Annotated in this window: 13 protein-coding genes; 2 read left to right on the forward strand and 11 right to left on the reverse strand. The window is 28.8% G+C overall.

Annotation, left to right across the window (positions count from 1 at the left end):
- A complete protein-coding gene (gene lacZ / locus MPF13_RS09595; RefSeq protein ID WP_249982287.1) occupies positions 1-3,099 on the forward strand; it encodes a beta-galactosidase, LacZ type in 3,099 nt (1,032 codons plus the stop codon).
- Positions 3,100-3,120: 21 nt separating this feature from the next.
- On the opposite strand, the gene MPF13_RS09600 is transcribed toward lacZ, so the two are convergent.
- The 8 genes from MPF13_RS09600 to MPF13_RS09635 all read right to left on the reverse strand — a co-directional run bounded on the left by MPF13_RS09600 (position 3,121) and on the right by MPF13_RS09635 (position 11,338).
- Positions 3,121-4,329, reverse strand: a complete 1,209-nt coding sequence (locus tag MPF13_RS09600) for a M24 family metallopeptidase (RefSeq protein WP_249982288.1) — start codon at positions 4,327-4,329, stop codon at positions 3,121-3,123.
- 6 nt (positions 4,330-4,335) lie between these two features.
- Positions 4,336-5,628, reverse strand: coding sequence for an aminopeptidase P N-terminal domain-containing protein (locus tag MPF13_RS09605; RefSeq protein WP_249982289.1), 1,293 nt, complete (start codon positions 5,626-5,628; stop codon positions 4,336-4,338).
- Positions 5,629-5,637: 9 nt separating this feature from the next.
- Positions 5,638-6,189: a 5-formyltetrahydrofolate cyclo-ligase gene (locus MPF13_RS09610; protein WP_249982290.1), complete on the reverse strand. Its 552-nt coding sequence runs from the start codon at positions 6,187-6,189 to the stop codon at positions 5,638-5,640.
- A gap of 10 nt (positions 6,190-6,199) precedes the next feature.
- Positions 6,200-7,447 carry an NAD(P)/FAD-dependent oxidoreductase gene (locus tag MPF13_RS09615; protein ID WP_249982291.1) on the reverse strand — a complete coding sequence of 416 codons (1,248 nt, stop codon included), beginning with the start codon at positions 7,445-7,447 and terminating at the stop codon, positions 6,200-6,202.
- Between the two features lie 10 nt (positions 7,448-7,457).
- Positions 7,458-7,718 (reverse strand): DUF3781 domain-containing protein, encoded by a 261-nt coding sequence (locus MPF13_RS09620; protein ID WP_249982292.1) that lies wholly within the window; start codon positions 7,716-7,718, stop codon positions 7,458-7,460.
- A 3-nt stretch (positions 7,719-7,721) separates the two neighbouring features.
- Entirely contained in the window at positions 7,722-8,732 is a 1,011-nt protein-coding gene (locus MPF13_RS09625) for a 4-hydroxyproline epimerase (protein WP_249982293.1), read from the reverse strand.
- Position 8,733: 1 nt separating this feature from the next.
- Positions 8,734-10,308, reverse strand: a complete 1,575-nt coding sequence (locus MPF13_RS09630; protein ID WP_249982294.1) for an aldehyde dehydrogenase (NADP(+)) — start codon at positions 10,306-10,308, stop codon at positions 8,734-8,736.
- Between the two features lie 73 nt (positions 10,309-10,381).
- Positions 10,382-11,338, reverse strand: a complete 957-nt coding sequence (locus tag MPF13_RS09635) for a dihydrodipicolinate synthase family protein (protein ID WP_249982295.1) — start codon at positions 11,336-11,338, stop codon at positions 10,382-10,384.
- 145 nt (positions 11,339-11,483) lie between these two features.
- Here MPF13_RS09635 and MPF13_RS09640 point away from each other — a divergent pair, with 145 nt between their 5' ends.
- A complete protein-coding gene (locus tag MPF13_RS09640; RefSeq protein WP_249982296.1) occupies positions 11,484-12,323 on the forward strand; it encodes an AraC family transcriptional regulator in 840 nt (279 codons plus the stop codon).
- Here MPF13_RS09640 and MPF13_RS09645 read toward each other — a convergent pair.
- From MPF13_RS09645 to hemW, 3 genes are all read right to left on the reverse strand, one after another.
- On the reverse strand, positions 12,318-12,686 hold the full coding sequence (locus MPF13_RS09645; RefSeq protein ID WP_249982297.1) for an MmcQ/YjbR family DNA-binding protein: 369 nt from the start codon (positions 12,684-12,686) through the stop codon (positions 12,318-12,320). The genes MPF13_RS09640 and MPF13_RS09645 overlap by 6 nt on opposite strands.
- 270 nt (positions 12,687-12,956) lie before the next feature.
- Positions 12,957-13,706 (reverse strand): cyclase family protein, encoded by a 750-nt coding sequence (locus MPF13_RS09650; RefSeq protein ID WP_249982298.1) that lies wholly within the window; start codon positions 13,704-13,706, stop codon positions 12,957-12,959.
- 11 nt (positions 13,707-13,717) lie between these two features.
- A complete protein-coding gene (hemW, locus tag MPF13_RS09655; protein ID WP_249982299.1) occupies positions 13,718-14,851 on the reverse strand; it encodes a radical SAM family heme chaperone HemW in 1,134 nt (377 codons plus the stop codon).
- Positions 14,852-14,883: the final 32 nt, after the last annotated feature.

Consider the following 14,883-nt stretch of genomic DNA (forward strand, 5'->3'; position numbering starts at 1 on the left):
ATGAAATTAAATCAATTTTACTTTGTAATTTTTTGTTTTCTTTTTAGTTGTAAAAAGAAAGTTTTAAAAAAAATTCCAGTACAAAAAAACCATTATAATCATCAAATATTTGAGGAAAACAAATTAGTACCAAGAGCTACATTTTTTGCTTTTGAAAATTCTAATATTGATAAAAAAGAATACTCGAAACGCTTTTTTAATTTAAATGGAAAATGGAATTTTCATTGGGTAAAGGATCCTAAAAAACGTCCTACAACTTTTCATAATTTAGATTTTGATGATTCTGAATGGAAAACAATTCCTGTTCCTGCAAATTGGGAAGTTGAAGGTTTTGGAAAACCAATATATTTAGATGAACGTTATCCTTTTAAAACAAATTGGCCTAAAGTACCTAAAGATTACAACCCTGTTGGTACTTATCGTAAAAAAATAAATTTAACCAAAGAATTTCTGTCTGAAAATATTATACTCCATTTTGCAGCCTCTAAATCTGCAATGTATGTATACATTAATGGTAATTATGTTGGTTATTCTCAAGGAAGTAAAACCCCTGCAGAATTTAATATCACCAAATATTTAAAAGAAGGCAAAAACTTAATTGCCTTACAAATGTTTCGATGGTCTGATGCAAGTTATTTAGAGAGTCAAGATATGTTAAGAATGAGCGGAATTGAACGTGATGTTTACTTATACTCAAGACCTAGTATTTACATTTCCGATTTCCACGTTAAAACCACATTGGATAATTCTTATAAAAATGGAATTTTTAATGGAATAATTTCTATTTCAAATAAAACGAATAAACCAGTTTCTAAAGAGATTACAATTAATCTTGAAAATTGTTTTAGTGAAACCAAAAAAATTAACATTTCTGCAAATTCTACATTTGATTTTAAAATAGATAAAAATATAATGAATATAAAATCTTGGTCAGCAGAAAGACCTAATTTATATGATTTACAAATTTCTTTAAAAAATCAATTTATAAAAAAGAAAATTGGGTTTAAACGTGTAGAAATAAAAAATGCACAAGTTTTAATAAATGGAAAACCAATTTATATAAGAGGGGTAAACAGGCATGAAACAGATCCATACACAGGGCATGTTGTTACTAAAGAAACAATGAAAAAAGATATTCAATTAATGAAGCAAAATAACATTAATGCTGTTCGTTCTTCACATTACCCAAATGATCCTTATTGGTTAGATTTATGTGATAAATATGGATTGTATGTTATTGATGAAGCCAATATTGAAAGTCATCCTCTAGCTATAGATAAAAATACACAAATTGGAAATGAAATGAGTTGGCTTCCTGCACATTTAATGCGTGTAAAACGTATGTATTATAGAGATAGAAATCATGTTTCTATTTATTCTTGGTCTTTAGGAAATGAAGCTGGATTTGGTAAAATTTTTAAAACTACTTATAGATGGTTAAAAGAAAAAGATAGTAATAGAATAGTACAATATGAACCCGCAGGAAAAGAAGATTATACAGATCTTTATTGTCCTATGTATCCAAAACCAGAATACTTAATTAATCATGGAAAATCTAAATCTAACAAACCTTCTATCATGATTGAGTATACGCATGCTATGGGAAATTCTGTTGGCAACCTACAAGATTACTGGGAAATTATTGAAAAATACAACAATTTACAAGGTGGTTTTATTTGGGATTGGGTTGATCAAAGTTTAGAATATAAAGACAAAAATGGAAAACCTTATTTAGCTTATGGTCATGATTATCATCCAGATTTACCAACAGATGGAAATTTTTTAAATAATGGTTTAGTTGACCCTTATAGAAATCCTCACCCACATTTAACTGAGGTTAAAAAAGTTTATGAACCAGTTAAATTCAGTTATTTAAAAAACGGTATTATAGAAATAGAAAACAAAAATTTCTTTGCAAATTTTTATGATAAATCACTTCAATTAAAACTTTTAGTTAATGGTAAAGAGCATCATTTAAAAAAAGATATTGCTCTAAATATCAAACCTCAAACTAAAGTTAAAATGTATTTTCCTGAAATTCCAACTAAATTTATCCCTGAAAATGAATATATTTTAGAAATTAATTTGGTTCAAAAAAAAGAAACTGAAATGTTATCAAAAGGTCATGAAATTGCTTGGGAACAATTCATTCTTCAAAAGAAAAACAAGATTGATAATCCTAATCTAAAACAAGGTTTAAAAATTGCAGAAAGCACAGTTCATGAAATTTATGATGATAAATCATTAATTCATCTTGATAAAAAAACTGGAGAAATTTTAAACTGGTACTATAAACATCAAGAAATTATATCTAAGCCAATTAAACCAAATTTCTGGAGACCTCCAACAGACAATGATTTAGGTAATGGTATGGATAATTGGGCTAAAAATTGGCAAAAAGCAAGTTATAACTATACATCTACTTTAGTTACAAAGCCTACTAAAACAATTAATGGTGTTTCTTTTAAAGTTGCCTATAAATTACCTAAAAATGAAGCCAATGTTATTGTAAATTACATTTTAAATTCATTAGGTGAATTAAAAATAAATTATTCTTATAAACCCAATAAAAAAGATTTACCTAATTTACCAAGAATAGGTATGTATCTTTCTTTATCTAAAAATTTTAAAAATGTTTCTTGGTATGGTAAAGGACCTAATGAAAGTTATTGGGACCGTAAATCTGGACAAAAAATTGGAATATATTCAGGAAAAACAAATGAACAATTTCATAGATACTCTAGACCACAAGAAACAGGAAATAAAACAGATGTTAGATGGATGCAAGTTTCATCAGAAAACATTCATTTAAAAGTAACAAGCAATCAATTATTAAATTCGAGTGTGTGGCCTTTTACACAAAAAGAAATCGATTTTAATTCTGAAGAAGCAGGAAAATCTGCCTCTGGTTTAGTACCAGTTACTAAAAAACATGGGGCAGATATTAAACTAGGAGAAACAATTCAATGGAATATTGATTTACAACAAATGGGAGTTGGAGGAGATACTTCTTGGGGAAGATTGGTTCATGAAGAGTATACTATTCCTGCAAATAAAACTTACAAATATTCTTTTACAATTTCGCCAAACTCTAAATAATATTTTCTAAAGTTAGGTAAATTATACTCCAAAAGGGTTATCAATAGAATACATTGGGTTTGTAAACCATTTTGGACCTTGATTTGTCATATAAATATGATCTTCATGTCTTATTCCAAATTTATTTGGAACACAAATCATTGGTTCATTACTAAATGTCATACCAGGTTCTAAAACTGTGTAATCATTTTTAACAATATATGGCCATTCATGAATTCCTAAACCTATTCCATGACCAGTTCTATGTGGCAACCCTGGTAATTTATAATCTGGCCCCAAATTATGAGATTCTAAAACAATTCTAGAAGCATTATCTATATCTGCACAAGTATTTCCTAATTGTGCTGCATCAAAAGCTGCTTGTTGTGTTTGTTTTTCGATATTCCAAATTCTTGTTTGTTCATCATTAGCTGTACCAAAAACATATGTTCTTGTAATGTCTGAAATGTAATCATGAACCACACAACCAGTATCAATTAAAACCACATCGTTTTTTTCTAAATTTTTTGGAGATTTAACTCCATGAGGAAAAGATGAATCTATTCCAAATAAAACAATACAAAAATAAGAGCCAGCAGTTGCTCCATATTTTTTATGAGCTTCGTTTATAAAATTAGTAACTTCTTTTACAGAAATTCCCTCATACAAAATTCTTGCTGCTGCTTTTTGAACTTCTAAGGTTATATTCATTGCATGCTGCATAATCGCTATTTCTGCTTCCGATTTTATCATTCTACAACCAGCAGTAATTGGTTTTGCATCAATAAAACTAAATAAGTTTGTAGATTTCTGAATTCCATTGAAAATAAAAAAAGGAGTGGCTTCATCCATAGAAATTACTCCAGATGTTACTCCGTTTTCATTCAAAATTGCAATAAATAACTCATAAGGAGATTCATGTTCTTCCCAACAAACAACATCACCTTTTATCAACATAAAGTCTAAAATTGTTCCTTTTTCAAATTCTGGAGCAATATAAATTAGCTTACCATTTGGAAACAAAATAGCGCCAACCATTCGTTCGCTAGAATTCCATTTCATTCCTGTAAAATAGAATAAGTTTGTGCCAGCATGTAAATACAGAACAAGTATATTTTGTTGCTGCATTAACTTACAAGCTTTATTAATTCTATGTTGAAATTCTTCTTTCTGAATTGGTTTTACTAAATGAGCAATTGGTTTTATCGCTTCTAATTCTTTTTTAATTGTTGAACCTCCTATACCTTTCATATAATACTAATTATTCATTAATGCTTCAATTTCATTAATCTCAATTGGCATCTTTTCTGTTAGATTAATATTTCCATCTTCAGTAATTAAATAATCATTTTCTAAACGACACCCAATTTCTTCTTCTGGTATATAAATTCCAGGTTCGCAAGTAAATACCATTCCTTTTTCCATTTTTCTTGAATACAAACCAACATCATGAACATCTAAACCCATATAATGTGCAGTTCCGTGCATAAAATACTTTTTATACAAAGGTTTTTCAGGATTTTGATTTGCCACTTCATTTGCATCTAATAAACCTAATTTTATCAATTCAACCTCAACTAATGTTGCCATTTCTTTTTCGTAATCAGCAGGAAAAATACCAGGTTTCAACAACTTACTTCCTTCTTTTAAGCAATGTAAAACTGCATTATAGACCTCTTTTTGCCTTTCTGAAAACTTTCCATTTACGGGTAAACAACGAGTAGTATCACTATTGTAATTTGCATAACAAACACCAAAGTCTAACAATATTAATTCTCCATCATTACAAGTATCATCATTAGTATTATAATGTAAAGAACATGAGTTTTTACCTGATGCAACTATAGGTTTAAAAGAGTTTCTTGTTGCTCCATATTTTATTAAGTTATATGTTAATTCTGCTTCTAATTCATATTCTTTTATATTTGGCTTACAAGCTTTTAATACTCGTATAAAACTTTCTACACTTATATCTGCAGCTTTCTGAATTTGAACAATTTCTTCATCTGATTTTACAGGACGTAAATCTCTAGTAATTTTAGCTACTCTATAAAATTCGTGCAAAGGATATTTTTCTTTACACCATTTTATCATTCTATCTTGTTGCGTTTCTTGATCTATTGTAACACGCTTTAGATGTTCATTATGTCCTAAATAAAGACCATCAGCTTCAAAAGCCATGTATTGCAAGGTCATTTCAAAATCTTGATTCCACTCTACTCTATCTATTCCAGAAATTTCTGAAACTTGTTCTTTAGTTAGTTTTTCTCCATCCCAAATTTTAATATGCTCATTGGTTTCTCTTACAAATAGTATTTCTCTATTTTCTTTTTTAAATGCATCAGGATACAAAATCAATATTGTTTCTTCTTGATCAATTCCTGATAAATAAAACAAATCGTTATTTTGAGCAAAACCCATTACATCATCTGCATTTGTATGTTTCACATCATTTGATGTTAAAATTGCAATAGTATTCGGTTTCATTTGAGCAATAAAATTTGCTCTATTTTTTACAAATAATGAATTTGGAATTTTATTATAACGCATAATTTTTATTTAATGATTAGCTGATATTACAGTATCTAATGCAACATCATGCATATTTAAATCTGTTATTTCTTTAATCGGTTTAAAAAAATTTAATCCAATTGTTTTTACATCTGTTCTACATTCTGCTAAAAATCGATCATAAAAACCTTTTCCATAACCAACTCTGTAGTTTTTTTCGTCAGAAATTAAAAGAGGTACAAAAACTAGGTCTATTTCTTTAGCATCAATTTCTTTTCCGTTTATTGGTTCTGGAATTCCGAAAGAACTTACTTTTAATTTTGTTTTTCTATCAAACAAAAAATGCTTCAAGGTGTTTGTTTCAAAATTACTGACACTTACTACAACTTGTTTGTTATTTAATAATAAAAAATCTATTATCGGGTTTGTATTTAACTCAAACAATCTTTCTATAGACAGAAAAATATGGACAGTTTTTATAGTAGACAAATCGAGTTCAAAAACTTGTTTATATATGTTTTCTTGAAGATTTTCAACTTCTTTTGAAGATAATTCTTTACGTTTTTGTTTGTAAATTTTTCTGAGTTCTTTTTTTTCCATCTATTCAAAATTAAGAAAATCTTTCTACAGAAAAAGGATAGATATTTAATGAATACTTTTTATCAGAAATAATTTCTGAAACCAATTTACCAGTTGCAGGACCTAAACTCCACCCCATCATTGCATGACCTGTGGCTACAGTTACGTTTTTAACTTTAGATAAACGCCCAATATAAGGTAAACCATCAGGAGAACATGGTCTTAAACCACAAGCAGCATTATCAATTTCAGATTGTTCTATTTTTAATCCGTTATAATATTTTTCTGCAGCTTTTGCTATTGCATTTACACGAACTGGGTTTACTTTATGATTTATTTTATCAACTTCCATTGTTCCTGCAAAACGTGTAAATCCGTTCATTGGTGTAACTGCAACTTTTGCTTCAATTAAAATTGATGGTATTTTAATTCCTGTTTCTTTAGTTACATTTATTCTATAACCTTTACCTGCTTGCACAGGAATTTTGGCATTTAATTTCTTAACCAATTGTTGAGACCAAGAACCTGTGGCTATTACAAACTCATCGGATTTAATTTGAAGGTTGTTGGTTTTAATTTCTGATATTTTATCATTAGAAACAGTTATTTCTAACACTTCTTCATTGCTTAAAATGCTAACACCATTCTTTTTTAAATAAGTTTTCATTTGCATCATAAACTCATTTGGAGTCATGTGTGCATCAGAATGATAATATACTGCACCTTTTATATTTATACCTGAATTTGGTTCTAGTTTTTGTACTTGTTCTTTTGATAAATTTTCAACTTTTAAACCTTCTTTTATTGCACGTAAACCAACCTTCCATTCTTCTTCACCCGCTTTTTCTGTTTGATAGCACATCAACAATCCTTTATGTTGATAAAAAAAATCGAAGTCTTTAGATGCTTTTATTTCTTCATATAATTCTCTGCTTAATAAATTAATATCTTTAATAATATTAATGGAACTTTCAACTTTTTTATGAGTTGAGGCTCTTTTAAACAACCACGTCCACTTTAAAAAATCTAAATCCAATCTTGGTTTTACGTAAAATGGGCTTTCAGAATTAAACATCCACTTAATTCCTTTATTAATCATTCCTGGTGCTGCTAATGGAATGATATGACTAGGAGTAATATAACCTGCATTTACAAAAGATGCTCCAGAAGAATAATCAGATTTATCAATAACAGTTACCTTATGACCTTCTTTTTGAAGATAATAAGCTGAACATAAGCCTATAATTCCTCCACCAATTATTATTACACTTTTTGCCATTTCAACTTTACTATTTTTCTAATTTATCTACAGTTATAATTCTATATGTATTAGAATTTACAGTTACTTTTATATTGTGTTTTGTATTAGAAACATAAAAATTCTTTCCAATTTTCTCAAATTGAGATGCTTCAGTTTCAAACAATACTTTTTTAAGAAAAACTTCTATTTTTAAATTTGATAAATTAGTATTTAACTTCTTATTAATTCTTTGATATACAAGTTCTGTATAACAATGATTTTCTAAAATATTCTTTTTTTGAGTGTTCATTTATTAGATTACTTGAAAACCAAAAGCATAAGGATCATCTTCGGTATCTATTGTAATTGTATTCTGCCCAAAAACTTTTGCCCAACCTTTTATACTTGGTATAATTGCTATTTTACCATCTAAGGTAGTTTCATTTTCTATACAACCAACAAATTTACTTCCAATAAAACTTTCATGAATAAATTCTTCGCCCACTTTTAATTTTCCTTTGGCAAATAATTGTGCTAATCTTGCAGAGGTTCCTGTTCCACAAGGGCTTCTATCTATTGCTTTATCTCCATAAAAAACAGCATTTCTTCCATGAGAAGTTTTATCTATAGGAGTGCCTGTCCATAACAAATGACTCACATTTTTTATAGAATCGTTTTCTGGATGTACAAATAAATTTGGATATTTTTCATTAATTCGATCTCTAACTACTTGCGAATATTGTATGATTTTAGAGGCTGTAAAATCTTGAATTCCACTAAAATTTTTCTGAGGATCTACAATTGCATAATAATTTCCACCATAAGAAACATCAAAAGTAATTTCTCCTAATTCTGGACAATCTATTGTTAAATTTTCTGCAGCTAAATAGCTTTTAACATTGGTAAGTTTTACCCAATCTACTTTTTTATTAGTCTGTTTATATACTATTTCTACCAAACCTGCAGGAGCTTCCATTTTTATTTTTCCTGGGATTTTTGGTCTAATTAACCCTTCTTCAATAGCAATAGTTATAGTACCAATTGTGCCATGACCACACATAGGTAAACATCCAGAAGTTTCTATAAATAAAATAGCAAAGTCGTTTTCTGAATTGTGTGGTGGATATAATATAGAACCACTCATCATATCATGACCTCTTGGTTCAAACATTAAACCTTTACGTATCCAATCATATTCTTTTAAAAAATGTTGACGTTTTTCGCTCATTGATTTTCCAATCAATTTTGGACCTCCATTTTTTATCACTCTTACTGGGTTTCCACAAGTATGAGCATCTATACAAACAAAAGTATGCTTACTCATTTTACTTTGATCTAATTCCGTCTTTAATTCTAAAAACACCTAATGGATTTTCATCTTGTAACTCTTTTGGCAACAAATTATTTGGCCAATCTTGATAACTAAATGGCCTTACCCAACGTTTAATAGAATTAATTCCTACTGCAGTAAATCTACTATCTGTAGATGCAGGATAAGGACCTCCATGAACCATAGATTCACAAACCTCAACACCTGTAGGAACTCCGTTAAAAATAATACGACCTACTCTATTTTGTAGAGCAGCAATTATTGCTGGATAATCAGAAACTTCATTATCGTCAGAAATTACTGTACCTGTTAACTGCCCTTCTAATTTAGAAATTACAGTTTCTAATTCTGATAGGTTATTACACTGAACAACCATAGAAAAGGGTCCAAACACTTCTAAATGTAAGGTTGGATTTGCTAAAAATTCTTCTCCAGAAACACTTACAATTGTTTGTTCTGCATAATTGTTTTCTACTTCTGATGTAAAATTAGCTGTAACAGAAACATTTGCTTGAGAAATTACTTTTTCTTTATTGTTTACATATCCGTTTTTGATATTTGGATGCAACATACAAGAAGGATTCATTTCCATAATTTCTTGTGAGAGATTATTTATAAAACTAGATAAAGCATCACTTTTTACACCCAATAACAAACCAGGATTTGTACAAAATTGACCAGTTCCTAAAGTTATAGAACTAGCATATATTTTTGCAATTGCTTCATTTCTATTTTCTAGCGCTTTTGGTAAAATTACTACTGGGTTTATACTACCCATTTCTGCAAAAACAGGAATTGGTTCTTCTCTTTTAGAAGCTAAATCTAACAAAGCTCTTCCTCCTTTTATACTTCCTGTAAACCCTACTGCTTTTACATCTGGATGTGAAACTAATTGTTGACCAACCTCTATTCCACTAGAATTTAAATTTGAAAAAACACCATTTGGCATACCAGTTTTTTGAGCTGCAATAATTATTGCAGATGCTACTAACTCTCCTGTACCTGCATGCATAGGGTGGGATTTTACAATTACAGGACAACCAGCTGCTAATGCTGCTGCTGTATCTCCTCCAGCTGTTGAATATGCTAATGGAAAATTACTTGCTCCAAAAACAACAACTGGTCCTAAAGGAATTAACATTTTTCTGATGTCAGGTTTTGGCATAGGTTCTCTATTTGGCTGTGCAACATCAATAGTTGCTTCTACCCAAGAACCTTCTGCTACTAAATTTGCAAAACTTCTTAATTGCCCAACAGTTCTAGCTCTTTCTCCTTTTGCTCTTCCTTCTGGCAAACCAGTTTCTGAACAATATGTTTGAATCAATAAATTATCTAAAGCTAAAATTTCATCTGCAATTGTATTTAAAAAAGCAGCTTTTCTTTCTCCAGAAACTTCTCTAAATTCTTTAAATGCTTCAGAAGATAATGCCACAGCTTCATTAATTTCGCTTGAAGTTGCTTCTGTAAAAACAGTTGTATTTTCTTCATTCAATTCTGGATTGAAAGTAGTGTAGGTAATGGTTCCTTTTGCTGAAAATTTCTTTCCAATAGAGTTTTTTCCTGAAATCATATTTACTTATTTTTTAAATGTTTTTTTTCAAATTTACTGGTTTGTAAACTACTTTTATTGAATATTGAAAGGCTTAACCTATTAAGTCCAGAACTTCAAGCCTTTCTTTTGCCAGAATATATCTTGCACGAACATCATCAATTTGCTGTTGCGTTAATTTCTTACCAAAAGTACGAAGCCCCCCAGCAACATCATTATGATGAATTCCCATAGCAAGCTTTAGATATTCCATAAGCAAAGGTTGTGCATCTAAATATGATAATGAATTTAAAGCTTGAGAAATTTTGTTTGCTTCAGCCCATTTTCCATTTAAAACATACTCTTGCATAGTAACACTTGCTTTTGGAAAGATAGTTCCAACACCTGTAATACCACCACTTGCTCCAGCAAGTCCTGCATATACAGTGACTGTATCTACTCCTGCCAAAATTTTTAAATCTTTATTCTCTAACAATAAGGTTTCAATTATTGAAACATCTATAGTCGAAATTTTTAGAGCAGTTACCTGAGGAAGAACAGCAAGTCTTTTAAGAAGATCTGTTGAGAGCGCATGATAACCAGCTGCATCAGGATTGTTATAAGGCATAATTGTTACGCCTACATCTTTTGCAGTGGTTTCTGAAAGTGCATAATACTCATACATTTCTTTTTCAGAAGGAATTGCCTTGGTTTTTGGTGGCATAACCATGACTGTATCAACTCCAACTGTTGCAAGTCCTTCTACTATTTTGGCAAGTTCTTCTTTAGTTTCTGCTGCTGCTCCACTAATTAACGGTACATTGTATTCTTTAGCAACTTCAGAAAGAGATTTAAGTAAAGAAAGACGTTGATTGGTACTTAGATAGCTATTTTCTCCCAAAGTTCCAGAACCAACAAGTCCACTCATTCTGCTTCCACCTTTACCTTGAACTTTTAAAATACCTGCAGCCTGTTTTTGAGTTGTATCAAAGTCAATTTCAAGTAAGCCAGATTTTGACTCTTTTAACCATGTAAACACTGCTGGCATTACACCATCCCATTGTATGCTCATAATTCTGTTTTTATTGAAAGTAAAATTAAAGAGTTAACAAATACTAAAATAAGATTAAATTATTCACTTTAGATATTATATTATCCTTAATAGAATATAATTTTGTATTATTGAATAATTTTAGATTAAAATAGATCTTTATAAAATGAAAGTTTTACCATTTAAAATTCCGAAACCAGAAAATAACGCCTTAATTTATCAGGAAGATATTGAAGTTGTTTTTTATGACAAATTACATCAACATGATGAAATTCAGATTAGTTTTATTGAAAAAGGAAATGGAACTTTATTAGTAGGTGATAAAATTTCTAGCTATTCTGAAAATGATATTTTTATTATTGGAAGCAATTTACCTCATGCTTTTAAAAGTGATAAAAATACGGAAGAAACCTCTAAAATGTTGAGTATATTTTTTTCTAAATCTTCTTTTGGAGCTTCTTTTTTTGAATTAAATGAGCTTACAGAAATAAAACATTTCTTATCTAAAGCTTTACAAGGTTTGGTTATTAAAACGCATAAAAAAGATATTATAAAAAACTTTCTAAAACTAAAAGATGCTTCTAAATTAGAAAGGTTCATTTTGTTTTTAGAAATATTAAAAGTTTTTTCTAATGCTAAATCTTTACCACTTTCTTCGTTTGTTTACCATAAAAAATACTCTGATATAGAGGGTAAAAGAATGCGTAATGTTTTTGAATTTACTATAGAAAATTCAAATCAAAAAATAACTTTAGAAGATATTGCAAGTGTAGCTAATATGACCAAAAATGCTTTTTGTAAATATTTTAAAAAACGAACCAACAAAACATACATTCGTTTTTTAACAGAAATAAGAATTGAAAATGCTTGTAAATTATTGAATTCTGACAAAGATTTATCTATCAATGAAGTAGCTTTTAAATCTGGTTTTAACAACATTTCTAACTTTAACAGACAGTTTAAAGAGATTAAAAAAGCAACACCACTTTCTTATAGAAGTTTATAATTCTTCTAACTCTTTTTGTAGTTTTTTTGTTAAACCTTTTACAACCATATCATAAGAATGGTTTATAAGTTCTCTTGCTAAATCATCAGAAACATCACTAGTGTTTAAAGTTACTGTGTTCCATAAACGTTTGTTCATATGCCAACCAGCATTAACTCCTTCATATGTTTCACGTAGTTCTATAGCTTTGTCTGGATCGCATTTTACATTCATTTTTTGCTCTCCTTTTTCCCAATTGTTTAAACCTGTAAGTAAAAACATTTTGTTCATTACCTTAAAAACCAAAGTAACATCATCAAAAGGAAAATGTTCTGTAACTCCTTTTTTTGCAATACAAAAATCTCTAAGTTGTTCTATGTGCATTAGTTTGCTATTTAGAAAAATAGTAATAATTATTTTTTAAAGGATTTATAAATAACAAATCCAAAAGAAATAACACCAAAAATTAATAAAAAATATTTAAATAATTCTATTGTTAAATACAACCCAAAACCTTTACTAGAATTACTATTTTGTATCTTTATTAAAATAGAATTTACTTTATTTGAATTTATTATAAAAAAATAAAGCATCCATGAAACTATAGATAATACAAGTACTTTTAATAACTTGATATTAAATTCATGCATAAACCTATTTTAAAATTTCATACAATACAGGTTTGCTTGGTGTAGCGTCATTTTCAAAAGGAGCAATCATTAAATTTAATAAATACTCTCCATCTTCTACTTCATTTGGTACGTATATAAATTCTGTAATAGTTGCATCCATTCTTACTTCTCCATCTGTATTCCAAAAAGCATTGTGAGATAAAAGTCTTCCTCCATCTTTTTCTTTATCTACAGATGGTAAATCAACTAACAAGTGTTTTATTCCTTTTTCTCTTAAATAAATAGCAGCTTTTTCTGATAAATAAGTTGGATTCGTATTAAAATATTTCATACTCTTTTTTTCCTCTAAATTTGGTAAAGTACGTATTACAATAGCATCTCTTTTCTTATTTTTTAAGGCATTTTTTAATTGTTTTACTCCTATTATAAAATCGCCATTATGAAATAATGGAGCAATGGTTACAACCTCTGCTAAAAAAATAAAATACTTTAAATTTTTATTTACAGAGTGCATTTCTTTGGTAATATGCCCCACACATTCTGTATGCGTAACATGAGAGTGAGGATTAAAAGTGATGTCATTAAAATTAACTACTGCACCATTTGCAACACTTACTTCATAATCATCATACTTAACAACTTCAATCTTAGGATCTTCTACACCCCAAGCATTTATTTTGTCTTTAGACATGTCAATAGGAATAGAAATATCTATAGGATTAGAAATATCTACTTCTATTTTCCTTGAATTGTATTCAACAATTGCCTTCATATATTAAAATTTTAAATCAAATTTACCATAAATAAATCGGATGCAATTCCATCTGACAAAAACTTCCCTTTATTTGTGGTTTTTAATGTGTTTTTTTCTAATATCAATAAGTTTTGATTGATATATTTTTGAGATTGTTTCTCTAAATAATTTCTATATTTTAGTCCAAAATCATTTTCAATTTTATCTAATGAGACTCCCCAAATGGTTCTTAAACCAGTCATCACATACTCATTGTATGCATCTTTTTTGGTTAAAGTTTCTCTTTCTATTGGCAGTTTATTTTGACCAATAGCTTTAATGTATTTAGAATTGTTATTGATATTCCAACTTCTTTGAACTCCATTAAAAGAATGTGCAGAAGGACCAATACCTAAATACCATTTTCCTAACCAGTAAGACGAATTATTTTTACTAAAATAACCTTCTTTACTAAAGTTAGATAATTCGTAATGCACAAAACCTGCTTTATTTAATTCATCAATTAAAATATTAAATTGTTCTTGTGCTTTTTCATCATCTACATTTTTAATTTTTCCTTTTTTAATTAAAGTGTCTAAAGCAGTTTTTTCTTCGACAGTTAATGCGTAACTAGAAATATGAGGAATTCCAAAACTCAATGCTATTTGAATGTTTTCTCTCCATTCATTGTTTGTACAATCTGGAATTCCGTAAATTAAATCTAATGAAATATTGTTGAAATATTGAGTAGCAATTTCTAAACATTTTTTTGCTTCTGATGCATTATGAGCACGATTCATTAGTATTAAATCTTTCTCAAAAAAAGATTGAATTCCAATACTTAATCTGTTAATTGGTGAATTTGATAACTCTATAATTTTCTCTTCTGATAAATCATCTGGATTTGCCTCTAAGGTAATTTCTGGATTCTTAATTACAGTATGATTTTTATAAACAGCATCTATCAATAAATTAATTTCCTCAACAGACAAAACAGAAGGAGTTCCACCACCAAAATAAATAGTTTCTACTGTTTTATTTTGCAATTCGTCTTTTCTGATTTCAATTTCTTTAATTAAACAAGAAATCATATCCTCTTTCTTTTTTAAAGAAGTAGAAAAATGAAAATCGCAATAAAAACATGCTTGCTTACAAAATGGTATGTGTATATATATGCCTGACAATATAGTTTTCAGTTTACAGTTTCAGTTGGCAG

The organism is Polaribacter sp. Z022 (genome assembly GCF_023555495.1).
Classification (GTDB): domain Bacteria; phylum Bacteroidota; class Bacteroidia; order Flavobacteriales; family Flavobacteriaceae; genus Polaribacter.

Excerpts from the sequence above, each read along its gene's own strand:
- MPF13_RS09620 (WP_249982292.1), bottom strand. The coding sequence starts at position 7,718 with ATGAACACTCAAAAAAAGAATATTTTAGAAAATCATTGTTATACAGAA.
- MPF13_RS09645 (WP_249982297.1), bottom strand. The coding sequence starts at position 12,686 with ATGCACATAGAACAACTTAGAGATTTTTGTATTGCAAAAAAAGGAGTT.
- MPF13_RS09635 (WP_249982295.1), bottom strand. The coding sequence starts at position 11,338 with ATGAGCATACAATGGGATGGTGTAATGCCAGCAGTGTTTACATGGTTA.
- MPF13_RS09610 (WP_249982290.1), bottom strand. The coding sequence starts at position 6,189 with ATGGAAAAAAAAGAACTCAGAAAAATTTACAAACAAAAACGTAAAGAA.
- MPF13_RS09640 (WP_249982296.1), top strand. The coding sequence starts at position 11,484 with ATGAAAGTTTTACCATTTAAAATTCCGAAACCAGAAAATAACGCCTTA.
- MPF13_RS09605 (WP_249982289.1), bottom strand. The coding sequence starts at position 5,628 with ATGCGTTATAATAAAATTCCAAATTCATTATTTGTAAAAAATAGAGCA.
- lacZ (WP_249982287.1), top strand. The coding sequence starts at position 1 with ATGAAATTAAATCAATTTTACTTTGTAATTTTTTGTTTTCTTTTTAGT.
- MPF13_RS09650 (WP_249982298.1), bottom strand. The coding sequence starts at position 13,706 with ATGAAGGCAATTGTTGAATACAATTCAAGGAAAATAGAAGTAGATATT.
- MPF13_RS09600 (WP_249982288.1), bottom strand. The coding sequence starts at position 4,329 with ATGAAAGGTATAGGAGGTTCAACAATTAAAAAAGAATTAGAAGCGATA.
- MPF13_RS09630 (WP_249982294.1), bottom strand. The coding sequence starts at position 10,308 with ATGATTTCAGGAAAAAACTCTATTGGAAAGAAATTTTCAGCAAAAGGA.
- MPF13_RS09615 (WP_249982291.1), bottom strand. The coding sequence starts at position 7,447 with ATGGCAAAAAGTGTAATAATAATTGGTGGAGGAATTATAGGCTTATGT.
- MPF13_RS09625 (WP_249982293.1), bottom strand. The coding sequence starts at position 8,732 with ATGAGTAAGCATACTTTTGTTTGTATAGATGCTCATACTTGTGGAAAC.